General features: G+C 40.7%; 8 protein-coding genes. 2 read left to right on the top strand and 6 right to left on the bottom strand.

Annotation, left to right across the window (positions count from 1 at the left end; genetic code table 11):
• Positions 1 to 25: 25 nt before the first annotated feature.
• Positions 26 to 1,573 (bottom strand): hypothetical protein, encoded by a 1,548-nt coding sequence (locus tag WG954_RS21285; protein WP_340439123.1) that lies wholly within the window; start codon positions 1,571 to 1,573, stop codon positions 26 to 28.
• A 306-nt stretch (positions 1,574 to 1,879) separates the two neighbouring features.
• On the opposite strand from WG954_RS21285, the gene WG954_RS21280 reads away from it, so the two are divergent.
• On the top strand, positions 1,880 to 5,578 hold the full coding sequence (locus WG954_RS21280) for a M4 family metallopeptidase (RefSeq protein WP_340439122.1): 3,699 nt from the start codon (positions 1,880 to 1,882) through the stop codon (positions 5,576 to 5,578).
• Positions 5,579 to 5,759: 181 nt separating this feature from the next.
• Complete coding sequence (locus tag WG954_RS21275; RefSeq protein WP_340439121.1) at positions 5,760 to 8,684, top strand: FAD-binding and (Fe-S)-binding domain-containing protein; 2,925 nt, start codon at positions 5,760 to 5,762, stop codon at positions 8,682 to 8,684.
• A gap of 8 nt (positions 8,685 to 8,692) precedes the next feature.
• Here the strand turns inward: WG954_RS21275 and WG954_RS21270 are convergent, their stop codons facing one another.
• The 5 genes from WG954_RS21270 to WG954_RS21250 form a co-directional block, all read right to left on the bottom strand.
• Positions 8,693 to 10,021: an alpha-L-fucosidase gene (locus WG954_RS21270; RefSeq protein WP_340439119.1), complete on the bottom strand. Its 1,329-nt coding sequence runs from the start codon at positions 10,019 to 10,021 to the stop codon at positions 8,693 to 8,695.
• Between the two features lie 96 nt (positions 10,022 to 10,117).
• Positions 10,118 to 11,518: a TolC family protein gene (locus WG954_RS21265; protein WP_340439118.1), complete on the bottom strand. Its 1,401-nt coding sequence runs from the start codon at positions 11,516 to 11,518 to the stop codon at positions 10,118 to 10,120.
• Between the two features lie 7 nt (positions 11,519 to 11,525).
• Positions 11,526 to 12,206 (bottom strand): ABC transporter ATP-binding protein, encoded by a 681-nt coding sequence (locus WG954_RS21260; RefSeq protein WP_340439117.1) that lies wholly within the window; start codon positions 12,204 to 12,206, stop codon positions 11,526 to 11,528.
• Positions 12,207 to 12,220: 14 nt separating this feature from the next.
• Positions 12,221 to 14,584: an ABC transporter permease gene (locus WG954_RS21255; protein WP_340439116.1), complete on the bottom strand. Its 2,364-nt coding sequence runs from the start codon at positions 14,582 to 14,584 to the stop codon at positions 12,221 to 12,223.
• An 11-nt stretch (positions 14,585 to 14,595) separates the two neighbouring features.
• Positions 14,596 to 16,950 (bottom strand): ABC transporter permease, encoded by a 2,355-nt coding sequence (locus WG954_RS21250; RefSeq protein ID WP_340439115.1) that lies wholly within the window; start codon positions 16,948 to 16,950, stop codon positions 14,596 to 14,598.
• Positions 16,951 to 16,957: the final 7 nt, after the last annotated feature.

The raw sequence follows: 16,957 nt of genomic DNA, 5'->3' as shown, positions 1-16,957 counted from the left end.
TGAAAATAATAAGAATTGATATTTTTTAGTAGTTGTACACGGTCTTTGTTGTAAACAAATGTTGTCCGGTGATATACGATCTGTAACGGCGAATTAACTCCACAGGATAACCTTCGCTATCATACTTATATTCGAAACTATAGGCAACATTTACAGGATAGCTACCATAGTAGGTACGTGCCTGCCAGTTAAGATTGTTTTTGGAACTGTTGCTTAAAAACAAATCGGGCCAGTTCATGTGTACATACGGGTTGATGTTGTTATCGTGCTGGTAACTGCCGGTTTCAGTATCCAGATTGCTGGTGCGGCTGTTATCAGAAAACAGGTTGCCTTGTCTCCAGCGCTGATAATAGTTCATGGTAAGTGATGTGTGTGAATAAATGAAGTTGAAACTCACTTCGTCCAGTCCGTCGCCGTTTGCACCATGATGTGCAATGTCTACTTCTGTTTTGCTTACGTTAAGCATATCTTCTGTAATGTGATTGATTTTACCGGCTGCATTGTAACGGATGCTTCTTGTACCGGCAAACACATTGCCTTCGTTATAGATGCTGATTTTTTCTACTCGTCCATCTGTGTATTCCAGGTTTTCTGTTTTTGCAACAAACGGTGTACCATCAGCCGGGCGCTTCTGCATAAACTCAACTTTGGTAAGACGACCTTTCCCATCATAGATATAGTTATTCTTCGACTCGGCTTTGTACATATTACCATCCCAACGTGCTGTGATCTCCGACTTTAGTTTTTTCGCTTCTTTTTCTTCGCCAAATTCGTACACCATATCTTTTTTCAATTCTTCTTTTGCATAACGTTTGGTGTAAGTACCACCCCATTTTTGAACAATAAACTCGTGGTAGGCTGCCTCCTTTTTTAAGTTTACTGTATTGGTACCGGGTAACAGGTTGATGAATTGTGTACTCTTCAATTCATTGGAAGCATCAAATGTGCGGTACACCAATGAAGACTGAATACTGTCGTACAGAATATCACCCACCTTTATGCGTGTACGCATTTTAATGCTGAATTCTGTTTCGTCAGGTATGTTGCTGTTACCAAATTCTCCTGCCGCATAACCAAAATCAATGGCTTTATCGGTAGCTTCTACTTTCAGAAAATCAGCTGCAACAACCAACGAAGTAGCGGAAGGCAATACCATGGGATAAGCCAAAGGCTTGTTTACCTGCGTTGCTTTGGGCGAATTGGTTACAGGCACTGCATATAATACATTACCGGTGCCCGATACGATCATGAGTTTGCTGATGCGATACGTGCCTGCAGGCAATTCCATTTCTTCGGTTGTAAATTTTCCGTTGAAGCTGATGGCTGCGAGTTTATTGTTTACCACCAGTTCGTCCTGTGCGTTTACCACATCGAATTTTGCAAACAGGTTGGCCATGGGTTGGTTGGGTAAGCCGGGCAATGCATCGGCCGTGATACGATACTTGTGCGAAAGACCAGGCTGCGGACCGGGACCTCCGCCTGGTTTGTTAGGTTCTATCGGTTTCTTACAGGAAACCAGGATGATAAGGCTTGCGATGAAAAGCGTGAATACGCTGCGAAATGTCTGTTTCATATTCTTTGATTATAAGGTTTATAAATGCCGTTTTTGTGGCGTTTGTTAGAGATACCCCGTACGGGCACAAAAGGGTTGGGTAGAAAACGTGGCGTTAACATAATTTTAACAGTTTGAAAAATCCATGTTAGATGCCGTTTCTAAACAAAAGAAATTAACTTATTGATAAATAATTAATTAGGGCGACACCCCTTATTCAAATAGCAGAAAAAAATATTTGTAAAAAACAGACAAAACTAAAAACCGTTAGGTTTTCGACTTCGTAAATACGGTGTTCCCAATTTTTTATTACCTAAACAACCTGCTATGTTCAGCTTACATTTTGTGATGCGAAAGCGCATGCTTTTAACGGTAACTTATTTAGTTATGGTAACCGCAGCTTTTAGCCAGGAGAATCTCCGGCAGAACCAAATGAAAGAAAACCTCCGCAAAGACAACCGTGTAAGACAGTTTGAAATCGATCCCCTAAGAAACACCCCCTCCTTCCTGTCCTTCAAAACCACTTCAGTCATTTCTCAAAATGAAGCAGCCGCAACCTTAAGAACAACCTTTGCCAGCCGCACTGCAATTGACGATTGGAAACAAACATCGTTAACAAAACATGCTACCGGAATCACCGTTCAGAAATTTCAACAATACTACCGTGGCATTAAAGTAGAACATGGCCAGTATATGGCCAGTGCTGTTAACGGCAGATTGCAGTCATTGAACGGAGCTTACTATGAAATTGCATCATCATTTACAACAAAGCCCGGCATTAAGGAAGCAACTGCAGTTCAAAAAGCGATTGCATTTGTGAAGCCACAAAAAATGGCATGGCAGGCAGTTGAAGAAATGATCAAGAAACAACCACAGCATGCAGAAGCTTTACGTATGCAAATGGAACAATACAAACCAAAAGGTGAATTAGTGATTGTAAAAGATTTTATCGGCAAATCAAATCAACTACGTCTTGCTTACAAATTCAACATTTATGCAGCGGAGCCTTTATACAGAGCCAATGTATATGTTGATGCAAAAGACGGTCGTATTCTCTTGCAGGATATGATCATTAAACATGCTGATGGTACAGTACAAACACGTTACGCCGGACAACGCACTGTTAAAACAAAACAAGTAACAGCTGGTTTGTTAGGTTTAAATGATCCTGCAAATGGTTTCCTTCCTTATGCATGGACGGGTAATAGTCTTCGTCCGCCAATTATCAATTCATCTTTCTTTATTCTTCACGATGAAACGAGAGGTAATGGAGTAATGACGTTTGATATGAATGCCGTTGGCGGATTACCATTAAGTATACCGGCATTATACAGTCAGGCTACTTCGTTTACTGATCCTGATAATAATTGGGGCGATGGCGATGCATTAACCAATAATGATCATAAGCGTGGTGTTGATGTTAACGGACCGGGCGCCGGTGGCATTGGTGAAGCAGAGAACGATGATATTGCGTTTGATGCACATTGGGGAGCTGAAATGGTGTATGATTATTGGAAAATTATTCATGGCCGTTTGAGTTTTGATAATAATAATTCAGCCATAAAAAGTTTTGTACACTATGGTCCTGCATATGATAATGCATTCTGGAATGGTGAAGTAATGACGTATGGCGATGGGTCAGGTGATGATAGCCCGGCATTGGTTGGGTTTAAACCATTAACATCACTTGATGTCTGCGGACATGAAATTGGACATGGTGTTTGCGAATTCACTGCCAATCTTGTGTACGAAAAAGAATCAGGTGCCATGAACGAAGGCTTCAGTGATATATGGGCAGCCTGTGTTGAAAATTATGTATTAAGTCGTGTTGATCCTACTCTCCCCTATGATGTATGGGGTATTGGCGAGCAAATTGATTTGCGTGCAGGCCGTGCTTTACGCCGTATGGATAATCCGAATGCAGAAGGCAACCCCGATACATATGGCGGCATGTTCTGGAGCAATCCTGATTGTGATCCAACACTTGTAAACGACTATTGTGGTGTGCACAATAACAGTGGTGTACTCAATCATTGGTTCTATCAACTGGTTGCAGGGAATGATATGGCGCAGCTGAATGATATTGGCCAGACATTTCGTGTTAAAGGAATAGGTTTTGCTGATGCAGAAAAGATCGCATATCTCACTGAACTGCGTTTATCTCCTACTGCAACATTTGCAGAAGCAAGAATGATTTCTATTCAGGCAGCAATCGAATTGTTCGGGCTTTGTTCACCACAACATCAAAGCACAACCAATGCATGGCATGCAGTTGGTGTAGGCACTGCATTTGTGAGTGAATGTGCACCATCTATTACGTTTGCAGCTGCAACATCTTCTACATCAGAAATTACCGGAGCAAATGGTTGTGGTTCACAAAAAACCTATACCGTATTTATTGGCAAACCTGTTGATAATGGTATGGCCGCAAACGTAACAATTACTGCTGCCGGTACTGCTGCTAACGGAAGTGACTATGTGTTACAATCATCAACAGTAAGCTGGAGTGCAACTGAAAAAGGATTGAAACCAATTACGCTGTTTATTAACGGTGATAATTATATTGAAGGCGATGAAACAGTGGTGTTGAACTTTACCGCTCCGGCAGGTTTCAGTGCGGGCATCTCATCGCATACGCTTACTATTGCTGATGATGATTATGCACCACAGATCGGTTCAACACCTGTAACACTACTCTCCGAAAATTTTGATGCAGGTGTACTGCCGGCAGGTTGGAATGCTGCAAAAGGTATTGCTCCGAATACCACCAACGTTTGGATGGTGGGTGATGCTTCAAGCTTTGGTAATGGCAATGCAGCTTTCATTAGTGCATTAGGAACCGGTGTTCCTGCATACGAATCTGCAACACCTACTGATGTAGTGTTGAGTACAAACAAGCTTGATGCAAGAACAGTGAGCGGTCTTACAGTAAGCTTTACGTTTGCTGCAGGCGGCGAGCGTGATGTTCCTGTTGGTTTAAATCCTGATCTGAATGGTGATGGAGCTGTTACTGCTGATGAAATTGTACAACTGCCAAACAGCGGCCGTCCATTTGACTATGGCATATTGGTGTATTCATTTGATGGTGTACAGTACTTCGATTGCAGTGATCCGTTATTATTGTTACCGCAGAAACAAAGCAAAACAGTTGCACTTCCTGCAATTTTAAACGGCAAAGAGTTTTACCTCGGCTTCCGTTGGTTGAATGATGCCAATGCTGCGTTTATTGCTGCACCTGCTTTTGTAGTTGATGATATTTTGGTGAAAGCTTCACCAAAATCAATCCAGACAACAGCGGGACGTTTTGCTGAAACAGGCATTGATAAAAACACCGAAGCATGGCAATACAGTGTGGAAGATGGTAAAGTACTTGGCAAGGTCAGGAGTATCAATACAGATCTTGGTTGTACACGTATGAATATTTCACAAGCTGGAAACGGCACCAGCAGTTTTGTGTATGGCACTCGTTCCGATAAAACGTTTGAAGTAGCATCGGCTACAACCGCTAAGAAAGTAAGTTACGAAGTAACCATGTTGTTTACCAACGAAGAACTGGCTGCATGGGGTGCAGATCTTTCAACCTTGAAAGTATTGCGCACCACTTCACCAACACTTACGTTACTGAACAGCAGAAACTCGCAGATACTTACACCGGTTATCAGCAACAATAACGGTAAGTATTATTCGGTTACTGTTACAGCTGATGGTTTTGGTAAATTCTATCTGTATAAACCAACCGGCGCTGCAAGATTAAGTGCAAACGGAGAAAGCATTGCAACAGTTGGAGTTTATCCGAATCCCGCAGTTTTCTCATTGCAGGTAAATGTAGATGCAGCTTCAAAAGGATCGCTTGTTATGACCATGTTTGATGTAAATGGCAAACAGGTGTATAACAAATCGACTGCTGTTGAAAACGGACGCTTTAACACAAGAATTGATGTTAGCTACTTACCGGCAGGTACATACCTGTTACAGGTTAAAAATGCCGGAAATAGCTGGACTCAACGGGTTGTTGTGCAGCATTAAAAAAGGTGATGAGAAATAGAAAAGAGCAGCTTCCGAAAGGGAGCTGCTTCTTTTTTTGAGAGATAAAATTTATTCCACATTTATCTAAACCTATTTACCCGGGATCGTTCTTATCCTGCACAACTAACACCCGCAAGTTTCAAACCACGTAAATTTGGGCCGCCCAACTGCAGCAGCAAACATGAACGAACGATTACAACAACTGGCACAGCAACTCGAAGGAGAATTTTATTTCGATACCACCATGCGTACGCTCTATGCCACCGACGCATCGGCATACCGTGAGTTACCATTGGCAGTGGCTATTCCCAAAACAAAAGACGATATTAAAAAGCTCATCGCTTTTGCACATACAGCCAAGACATCGTTGATTCCACGTACGGCCGGCACATCGCTTGCCGGACAGGTGGTAGGCAGCGGTATTATCGTTGATGTGTCGAAATACTTCACCAAAATTCTTGAACTCAATCAGGAAGAGAAATGGGTACGGGTGCAACCCGGTGTTATCCGTGATGAGCTGAACATGTTTTTGAAACCGCATGGTTTGTTCTTTGGTCCTGAAACATCAACGGCCAACCGTGCCATGATCGGTGGTATGGTGGGTAATAATTCCTGCGGCAGTAATTCTGTTTTATACAGAAGCACAAGAGAGCATTTATTGGAAGTGAATTGTTTGCTAAGCGATGGAACAGAGACAACATTCAAAGCTTTGAACATTGATGAGTTTCATGCAAAGTGCGAAGGAGAAGGACTGGAAGCAAATATTTATCGTTCGCTCCGCAGTATGTTGAGTAATTACGACAACCAGTTAGAGATACGCAAAGAGTTCCCGAAGAAAACAGTTGAACGCAGGAACACCGGTTATGCAATTGATCTCTTATTGGAAACAGCACCATTTACTGCAGGCGAAGAAGATTTTAATTTCTGTAAACTGATTGCAGGCTCAGAAGGAACATTGGCATTTATTACAGAGATCAAATTAAATGTTGTACCCATGCCGCCGAAAGAGATCGGTTTGTTGTGTGTCCATTTTAATTCTGTTGATGAAGCATTACGTGCAAACCTGATCGGTTTAAAATATAATCCCGGCGCAAGTGAATTAATTGATCATTATATTCTCGAATGCACGAAAGAGAACAAGGAGCAAATGAAGAACCGCTTCTTTGTACAGGGCGATCCCGGTGCAATATTAGTGATTGAATTTGCACGTGAAACAAGAGAAGAAATTACTGCAACAGCAATACAGGTAGAAGCAGAAATGCGTGCCGCAGATCTTGGTTATCATTTTCCTCTGTTGTTTGGCGAAGACAGTAAAAAGATATGGACACTGCGTAAAGCAGGTCTCGGTTTGCTGAGTAATTTACCCGGCGATGAAAAAGCAGTGCCGGTTATTGAAGACACTGCTGTTGATGTAAATGATCTGCCCGATTTCATTCGTGACTTTAATGTGATCCTGAAACAGCATAATCTCTATTCGGTGCATTATGCACACGCAGGTTCAGGTGAAATTCATTTACGTCCAATAATCAACTTGAAAACAGAAGAAGGCAACCGTCTCTTCCGTGTAATTGCAGAAGAGATTGCTACGCTTGTTAAGAAATACAAAGGTTCTTTGAGTGGTGAACATGGTGATGGTCGTTTGCGTGGAGAGTTCATCAAGCAAATGGTTGGTGAAAAGAATTACCAGTTGTTGAAAGACGTGAAGAAAACATGGGACCCTGAAAACATTTTCAACCCTAACAAAATTGTTGACACACCGCCGATGGATACCATGCTGCGGTATGTGCCCGGTCAGCAAACTCCTGCATTTAAAACAGTGTTCCGTTTTCATAACCAGGATATCCTGCAACATGCAGAACAATGTAATGGCAGTGGTGATTGCAGGAAAACACATTTATCAGGTGGAACGATGTGTCCTTCGTTCATGGCCACACGAAATGAAAAAGAAACCACAAGAGCAAGAGCAAATATTCTCCGTGAGTTTTTAACCAATTCTACCAAAGCAAACCGTTTCGATCATAAAGAAATTTATGAAGTGATGGATCTTTGTTTGAGTTGCAAGGGCTGTAAGTCTGAATGTCCAAGTAATGTTGATGTTGCCAAACTGAAAGCAGAGTTCATGCAGCATTACTATGATGCAAATGGCGTACCCTTCCGTTCAAAACTCATTGCAAACTTTACCAATTCATCAAAGCTTGGCGCCATTGCTCCATCGATCTACAACTTTGTGATGACGAACAGTGCCATCAGCTCATTGGTAAAAAAAGCATCGGGCTTTGCAACAAAACGTTCAATGCCGACGATGTATAAGACGACGTTGGAAAAGTGGTGGAAGAAACAAGGCACAAGGAACAAGGAACAAGGCGCAAGTGGTAAGAAGCGAGTGTATTTATTTTGTGATGAGTTTACAAATTACAACGATACACAGATCGGAATCAAAGCAGTTGAGTTATTAAATAAGCTTGGTTACGAAGTGATCATTCCTGAGCATATTGAAAGCGGTCGTTCCTGGTTATCGAAGGGATTAATTCGTAAAGGAAAAGAAATTGCGAATAAGAATATTGAATTGCTTCATCCAATTATAACAGCTGATACACCGTTGATTGGTATTGAACCTTCAGCTATTCTCACCTTCCGGGATGAATATGTTGACTTAGCAACAGATGAGAATTTTGAGAAAGCCAAACAACTTGCTGCAAACGTGTTCATGATCGATGAGTTTATTGCAAACGAAATCGACAAAGGCCTTATCAGCAAAGGGCAATTTACTTCTGCTGAAAAGAAAATTAAACTGCATGGTCATTGTCAGCAAAAAGCATTGGCGGGCACAGCAGCAACCGTGAAAATATTATCGTTCCCTGAAAATTATTCAGTTGAAACAATTCCTTCCGGCTGTTGTGGCATGGCCGGTTCATTCGGTTATGAAGAAGAACATTATGAACTCTCGATGAAGATCGGTGAAATGGTTCTCTTCCCTGCTGTGCGAAATGCAAGTGCTGATACCATCATTGCAGCACCGGGCACGAGTTGTCGCCACCAGGTGAAAGACGGTACCGGTAAGAAAGCATTACACCCGGTAGAAGTATTATGGGATGCGTTGAAGTAGAAAGGTTGTTACAATTCGGCTTCCAATATTGTATCGATCTCGTCCAGCTTGATACCATCGAGATAAATAAACGTCCCCTCTTGCTGTTGCTTAAAACGTACGCTTTTGTTAGAACCAAAAAGCGTAACTGATTTCAGCTTTGTAGTAAAGTCAGGAATAAAAATATATTTAGGATTCTCTGTTTTGAAGACATGCAAGTACAAACGTTTTTCTTTTGCTGTACCTACACCCCATTTTTGTGTAGCGATCGTGTTTCCTCTAGTGCCGTAAATGGTTTGGCCATTTTTCTGCAACCAGTTGCCAACCATTTTCAATGTATCTACAAATTCAGTTTGAATTTTTCCGTTTGGCATGGGACCGACATTCAATAGAAGATTTGCATTCAACGAAGCAGCATTCACTAAATAATGAATGATCTCTTTGGTTGTTTTATAACGGTCGTCGGTAATATTATAACCCCATGAGTTGTTGATGGTTTCACAGGTTTCCAATGGTAACTGATCTGACGGTGCATGATAGCTGAAGCCTGATTTATTCTGTCCGGGCAAATCCTTTTCAAACATCTGAAAATCTTCCCCATCGATCGGATCAAGATGATGATTGTTACCGATCATACACTGCGGCTGCAGTTTGTGAATGAGCGAATAAATTTCATCGTACTTCCAATCGATACGGGAAGTTCTGTCTTTACTGCCCTCTACATTTGTTTGATCCCAATGTCCGTCAAACCAGATCGACATCACTTCCCCATAATTCGTTAATAACTCAGTGAGCTGGTTTTTCATGAACTGCAGGTAAGAAGCATAATTACTTTTTTCAGTGCGACCTGTACCTTTTCCTGTTCTTCCTGTTTCATAAGGATAATCGTTGCGGTACCAATCCAATGTTGAATAATACAACCCGAGTTTCATGCCTTGCTTTTTACATTCATCTGCCAATTGACGTAATGCATCTTTGCCGTAAGGCGTATTGGTGATCTTCCAATCAGAATATTTTGTATCCCAGTTTGAAAAACCATCATGATGTCTTGTGATAAAAACGATATAATGCATACCTGCATCTTTTGCAGTCTTCACCCACTCGGCTGCGTTGAACTGTTCCGGATTAAAGATGTGCAACAACTGCTGGTAATCTTTGATCTTGATGTTACGGTTGTTCATTACCCACTCGCCTGCACCAAGTACGCTTGATGCTCCCCAATGAATGAACATTCCAAACTTATCATTCTGGAATTGTTTACGGGCTGCAATATTCGCTGCTGATGGATGGTAGGTTTGCGCATGAAGAGAACCAATAATATTGATGAAAACCAACAGGCTGAAAACTTTTTTCTGCATGATAATCGTTTTGGATGAAGCGGGCTTCGCTTCACCTAAAGATTATTAAAATGCAGCAAAAAACAAAATGCAATCGGTTGTTCAAATCATTTACTATTATTTGCCCTGGTAAAAATCGAGCAGCCTTGTTCTGAAGCTATACTCGTATTGCGTTTGCACAAGATTGATCTTCGTCCGGTCGAGATTATTTTTTGCAATGAGAAATTCCGCAGCATTGATCACACCACTTTCAAAGCGAACCTCAGCAGCCCGGAATGATTCTTCAAAATTCGAGAGCTGCTCTTTTATCATTGAACAGCGGTTATAAGCAGCCTGCATATTTAGCCAAGCCTGCTCAATGTTTTGTTTCAATTGATAGTTCGTGTTCTCTGCATTGAGCTGCGTATTTTTGAGCAGCAGCCTAGCCTGTTTTACACGGTTCTTCGTTTGCAGATTATTAAAAATGGGTATCTGCATATTTAAACCTGCAAAAAAACCAAGGTTGTTTTCCATCTGTTTAAAATAACCAACGGAAGAAGTGGAAAAGTTTTGTATCTCCCTGTACACAGGCGTGCGAGCACTACCACTTTTGATATAAGTTCCTGTTTCTACTTCAGAAATAGTTGTAGGTATCAACCGGGTAAACAAATTTGAATAACTGCTTCCTGCACTTGCACCTAAACTGATCGTTGGATAATAACCGCTTTTTGCGATCTGTATATTTTTCTCAGCACTTTTCACTCTAAACTCATTTGCTTTCACCAACGACATGTATTCCATTGCAGCTGCAATTACTTCCTGCGAACTTTGTGCATAGAACGTTTCATTCAATTGAATATCCCTTTCTAACTGCAACGAAGCAGTATAAGAAATATTCATCAGCTGACCTAACGTAAGCTTTGCCTGCTGCAAACTGTTCTCGAGGTTCACAATGTTGATCTGCTCATTTGCCATTTGCCCTTTCATATCTGTCAACTGAAAATTTCCTGCTGAACCTTCTTTCACCAAGATTTCCATTCGTTCGATCTGCTTTTTGGTCACCAGCAATTGTGCACGGGATACATTCAAGACATCATCGCTTACCAGCACCTGCATATAAGCCAATATCACATTCAGCACAAGATTATCTTTTGCCTGTTTATAATCCAACTCCGCTGCCTTATGCGAAAAATTAGTTTGCTGAATTAAATTCTGCAACCGCATGCCATTAAATAAGATCACGCCGGCATCTAAACCAGCATTGGAAGACGATAGTTGATTATTGGTATAAGTGTTTGTAATGGGATCAACGTTACGACCAAAGTTGTTGCCGTAGTTCCAACGGCTGTTTACATTGGGCAACAGGTTCATCCTCGCCTGGTTCTTATCAACTTCAGCCGATTGCATCGCCAATCCTGTTTGCTGCACAAGAATATTCCGGTTCAATGCTGTATCAATACATTGCTTTAAACTAAACTGCTGTGCTGTTGAAATAAAACCGATCACAATAAAGCACAGAGCTAAACTGACTATCCGCATAACTATTTTATTGATTTTTTACCTGTTGTTCAACACGTCCATCGAGCAAATGAATCGTTCGACCTGCATACGCTGCATTCTTTTCACTATGGGTAACCTGAATAATGGTTACTCCTTCTTTGTTAAGTTCTTTAAATAATTCCATTATCTCTTCCCCTTGTTTGGAGTTGAGATTACCTGTTGGCTCATCCGCAAGGATCAATTTGGGCTTTGCAATTAATGCACGTGCAACACCTACAAGCTGTTGCTGTCCTCCACTCAATTGCGTCGGATACAAATCTTTTTTTCCTACGATATTGAAGCGATCAAGCATATCGGCCACCATTGCTTTTCGTTCACTGCCTTTTACATCCTGGTATAGCAATGGGGTTTCAATATTTTCATACACAGTCAACTCGTCGATCAAGTGATATTGTTGAAAAACAAAACCGATGTATTGCTTATACAACTGTGCCCGCTGTTTCTCTTTTAACTTGTGTACACTTTCATGCAGGAAATTATACTCGCCTTCATCAAAACCATCTAGCATACCAACTACATTCAGCAAGGTGGATTTTCCTGAACCTGATGGGCCCATGATGGAAATAAATTCCCCTTCTTCTACTTCAAGATTAATATCCTTCAGCAGAAATGTACGGTTACCACCAACTGTAACCCATTTAAATAAATTCTTAAGTTGAACTAACATATCTTCCTTTTTATTTATTCGGTTCTTAAACTTTTGATCGGATTGGTAACCGCGGCTTTTATTGCCTGCAGGCTTACAGTAACGAGTGCTATCAGTAATGCGAATACACCTGCAAACATGAATACCCACCAATGTAAATCAATACGGTAAGCATAGTTCTGCAGCCAGCCATTCATAAAGTAATATGCTGGAATAGCAGAAATCAATATTGACAAAAGCACCAGTACTACAAATTCTTTTGACAACATCGTTACAATACCCAATACAGATGCACCCAGTACTTTTCTAATACCAATTTCTTTTGCTTTTCTTTCAACTGTGTATGCTGTAAGACCAAACAATCCCAGACAGGAAATAAGTACCGCAAAAAAAGTAAACCAATTGACCAATATACCGATCTGCGATTCACTTTTGTACAATCGCTCATATTCCTTATCCTGAAAATTATATTCAAATACAAATCCGGGTGCCATCTTTTTATAAACTTCTTCAACTCTTGCAAGTGTTTGTTGCATGTTGTTCCCATCGGTGCGTACATACATCAGCCATGTCCAATCCGGTCTGCACATAATAATAGCAGGAGCGATCGGGCTGTGTAACGATTCAAAATGAAAATCTTTCACTACTCCCGCAATTGTTGCTTTTCCATAATAAAGATCCAACGTTTGTCCAACAGGATTCTTTAAACCCATACGTTTCACTGCCTCCTCATTAACCAACACCTTGCTTGTATCTGCTGAATAATTACCAGTGAATGTATTGCCCTGAGTCAATGTTAAACCCATAGTCTCTACCAAATCGCTGCTGCTTGCCACAAAACTGAAGAATACATCCTGCCCTTGCTTTTTTCCCGGCCAGCTAACCTGTGTGCCACGACTATTTGACATGGTAAACGTAATTGATGCCTGCGATGCGCTGATAACACCCGGTACTTTATTCAACTCACGAATGAATGTTTCATTTTTTTCCGCTGGCACATGGTTAGGAAACCAAATCAAATGTTCTTTATTAAAGCCAAGGTCACGGTTCTGTATATAATTTACCTGTTGCGAAATGATGATAGTGCCAACGATCAATGCAACTGACACCACAAACTGTGCAACCACCAATCCCTTTCGTATAAAAACAGAACCCTTATCTGGAGATACAAATACATTCTTTAAAACCTTTATTGGCTTGAACGATGAAAGTACGAATGCAGGATAACTGCCTGCAAGCAATCCGGTAATGAGTATAATTGAGAGAAAGGCACATACATTTTCCCAATCAGTAAAATCAATATTGATATTCTTACCAAAAAATGAATTGAACAGAGGCAGTGTGAACAGCACAACAGCTACAGCAATAATTCCCGAAATGAGTGAAAGAAGAATTGACTCACTCATGAATTGCTTTACCAATGAACTGCGGCCTGCACCAATTACCTTGCGCACACCTACTTCCTTCGCTCTCTGCGTTGCCCTTGCAGTTGATAGATTCATGAAATTGATGCAAGCCAATAATAAAATAAAGAAGGCAATAGCAATAAACAGTTTTACATAAGCGATTCTTCCTCCGCCAGCATACTTTCCATCTTTAAAATCATAACGCAGGTACCAATCTTCAAGTGCCCAAAGAAAATTAGTTGTTTGCGGCTGCTTATTCGTATACTTTGCAAGTATGTTTGTAAAGCTCTTTTCGAATTGCTCTTTGTCAACACCCGGTTTCAACTTTAAATAAGCACGCATATTACTTATTTCCCAGTTTGCACTTCCACCTTCCGATCCGTTCAAATAATCGCTTACCGGCATCAGGTAATCAAACCGCAAAGTTGCATGCTCAGGCACATCTCTCAGAACTGCTTCAACCCGGTATGCTTTATTTTGTTCAATTGTTATTACTTTTCCAACAGGGTTTTCATTGCCAAAATATTTTTGTGCAAGCTTTTCAGTAATCAATATCGTATTTGGCTGTGTTAAGACATCCTTTGCGTTTTCATTCAGCAATGGGAAGTTGAAAATTTTCAGGAACTCCGGGCTAACATACAATCCATTCTCCACAAAATTTTTATCACCAACCGTAAATTGTCTTTCGTCGCCCCATGATACATTAGCTGCATACTCAACAGCTGACAGGTCTTTTTGAATTGCCGGCGCTAATAAAGCCGGAACAGCGGGGAAAGTTTGCACTTCACCATTCTCAAACTTTTGATTGCTCATAATCGCAGCAATCCTATCCTTGTCTTTATGAAACCCATTATAATTCATCTCATATTGCACCCAAAGCATTATAAGAATAAAAACGGCTAACCCGAGTACAAGACCAATAACGTTGATCATTGCAAACGTTCTGTTTCTACCCAGGTTGCGCATTGCTGTTTTGAGATAATTTCTAAACATATTGATAAGGTTTATTCTGTTCGTAAATTTTTAACCGGGTTAGCTGCTGCTGCCTGCATTGATTTATAGATAATGGTAAACAAGGCTATGGTGAAAATACTGCAGAAGAGCAGGCACAACATCAGGATATTGATCCCATCATTATATGTAAACAGGTTGATGAAAACATAACCTGCCATATAACTAACAGGCAATGCAATGCCGGCAGAAATAATAATGAGCTTTACAAAACTCCTTGATAATTCTTTTATGATCGCAGGTACTGATGCACCCATTACCTTACGTATGCCAATCTCTTTCACACGTCTTTCTGTATGATAGGTAACAATACCCAATAAACCCATTACCGCAATCACTAACACAACAACGCAAAACATTCCCATGAACCGCATATCTCGTCCGGGAAAATAACGATCATACAAATCTTTTTGATAATTGGAGAATGCCAGTTCTTCATGTGGATGATATTTTTTCCAAATGTTGTTAATCTCACTTTTAAATACAGCATCTTCCACAGCTGTTTTGGTTTTAATGCTCAACACATGAAACTGTGATGGATTGTATTGTAACACCAGTGGCTTTGTTTGAAACTGGTACACGTAGTAGCAGAAATCTTTTACTACACCATGAATGGTAACCTGGCGGCTGTTATTTAAGTGAATCACTTTACCGATCGCTTCCTGCGGTATACCTAAGCCCAACCATGCCAATGCCTGCTCGTTAACCAATACAAAATCAGAAATTGAATCGCCGACTGATGATGGAAGATTTTTACCCGCAATGATCTGCAAATTCATGTTGGTCACAAAATCAGCATCTGCAGCATAATAGCTAGCTTCAATATTTTTTTCCTGGTTATTTTTTTTGATGGCACATTGAGCCGAGCTCCCGCCAAATGGAGTTGAAACCATCCCTACCCGCTCCACGGATTTGTTCGCTGCAATATCATTCTTCAACAACCTGTAATCACCATTAAGCGAAATATTGTAAATCTGTTCCCGGTTAAAATTTTCATTATCTGTTGCCATGTATTTAAACTGGCTGTACAACGTTGCGGTAAGAAAAATAAAAAGAGAAGTTGCTACAAACTGGATAACAACGAGGGTGTTTCGTAAACCCATCTTACCAAATGAAGACGGACTTATTGTTCCCTTCAACACTTTTGCCGGTTGAAAGCTTGAAAGTATTCTTGCAGGAATAAAACCAGCAAGCATGCCGATAAAAACGGCGAAGACAATGAACACAACCCAAATAACAATTTTATTATCAACATCCCACGCAAACCAGTTTACATAACTGAACTGCTCCATGAGTTTGAGCATAATAAAACCAACTATCAATGCAAGCAATGCAACCAGAATTGCTTCGCAAATAAACTGCCACACCAATTGATAACGCAATGCACCTGCAACTTTGCGCACACCTACTTCTTTTGAACGACTTAATGAACGGGCCAATGTTAGATTCACATAGTTAAAGCCGGCCAACAAGAGCAACGCCAATGCAAAACCAAAGTTAACAGCTAGGTCAAGTAACGATTCTACATAAGCATTCCCACGCAGATCGTCAAAGTCAGGAGCGAGTTTGCTGATGTATTGTTTTCTGAATTGAAGCGTTTGTTTCTGGGAAAGCGATGCAGCTTGTTTATTTAATTTAGAAGAAATAGCTGCTAATGCAGCATCAAGGTTTTTGTCTTGAAGTCCTGGCTTGAGTAATACATAAGTGAACCCACTCAATGATGCAAGCACTGTATCTTTTGATATACGCTTATAGGTAGCCATTGAAACCATGATGTCGCTACGTAAATGCGTATTACGTTTATAAGGTTTTAATACACCTGTTACTGTAAACTCGCCATAATCGGGATGGCTGAGTGTTTTACCAACAGGATCACCAGTTCCGAAAAACACTTCAGCTTTTTCTTTCGTTAACACCAATGTGTTTGGCTCAACGGGTTTTGTGCCTTTATCCAACTGAAATCCAAACATGTCGAAGAAACCGGGTTCTACATAAATGCTGTTTACATCGATCGTTTTCAAACGGTTGTTTAACTGCCAACCAAAATCACGCACCACAAAGGTGGATTGTTCAATATAGGGATAGCCTTGTTTTAATTGTTCTGATGCGGCAACCGGCGACAGAGCATATTTTGTTTTTGTGCCCACATTATCTGTTACATCTGTAATGATCCTGAATGTACGTTCGGGATAAGGATGAAAATTATCAAACTCATACGCACTTTGCACCTGCATTAAACTCAGTAATGCAAATGGAATCGCAAGCCCCAGCCCCACTATGTTGATAAAGGAGAATAATTTATTCTTCCACAGGTTACGCCATGCTACTTTTAGAAAATTCCTGATCATCGGTTTA

Source organism: Lacibacter sp. H375 (assembly GCF_037892425.1).
Lineage (GTDB): Bacteria > Bacteroidota > Bacteroidia > Chitinophagales > Chitinophagaceae > Lacibacter.
This window is presented reverse-complemented; position numbering and strand designations above follow the sequence as displayed.

Bases quoted from the DNA above. Each gene is read 5' to 3' on its own strand.
- WG954_RS21260 (WP_340439117.1), bottom strand. From the start codon at position 12,206: ATGTTAGTTCAACTTAAGAATTTATTTAAATGGGTTACAGTTGGTGGT.
- WG954_RS21255 (WP_340439116.1), bottom strand. From the start codon at position 14,584: ATGTTTAGAAATTATCTCAAAACAGCAATGCGCAACCTGGGTAGAAAC.
- WG954_RS21250 (WP_340439115.1), bottom strand. From the start codon at position 16,950: ATGATCAGGAATTTTCTAAAAGTAGCATGGCGTAACCTGTGGAAGAAT.
- WG954_RS21280 (WP_340439122.1), top strand. From the start codon at position 1,880: ATGTTCAGCTTACATTTTGTGATGCGAAAGCGCATGCTTTTAACGGTA.
- WG954_RS21270 (WP_340439119.1), bottom strand. From the start codon at position 10,021: ATGCAGAAAAAAGTTTTCAGCCTGTTGGTTTTCATCAATATTATTGGT.
- WG954_RS21285 (WP_340439123.1), bottom strand. From the start codon at position 1,573: ATGAAACAGACATTTCGCAGCGTATTCACGCTTTTCATCGCAAGCCTT.
- WG954_RS21265 (WP_340439118.1), bottom strand. From the start codon at position 11,518: ATGCGGATAGTCAGTTTAGCTCTGTGCTTTATTGTGATCGGTTTTATT.
- WG954_RS21275 (WP_340439121.1), top strand. From the start codon at position 5,760: ATGAACGAACGATTACAACAACTGGCACAGCAACTCGAAGGAGAATTT.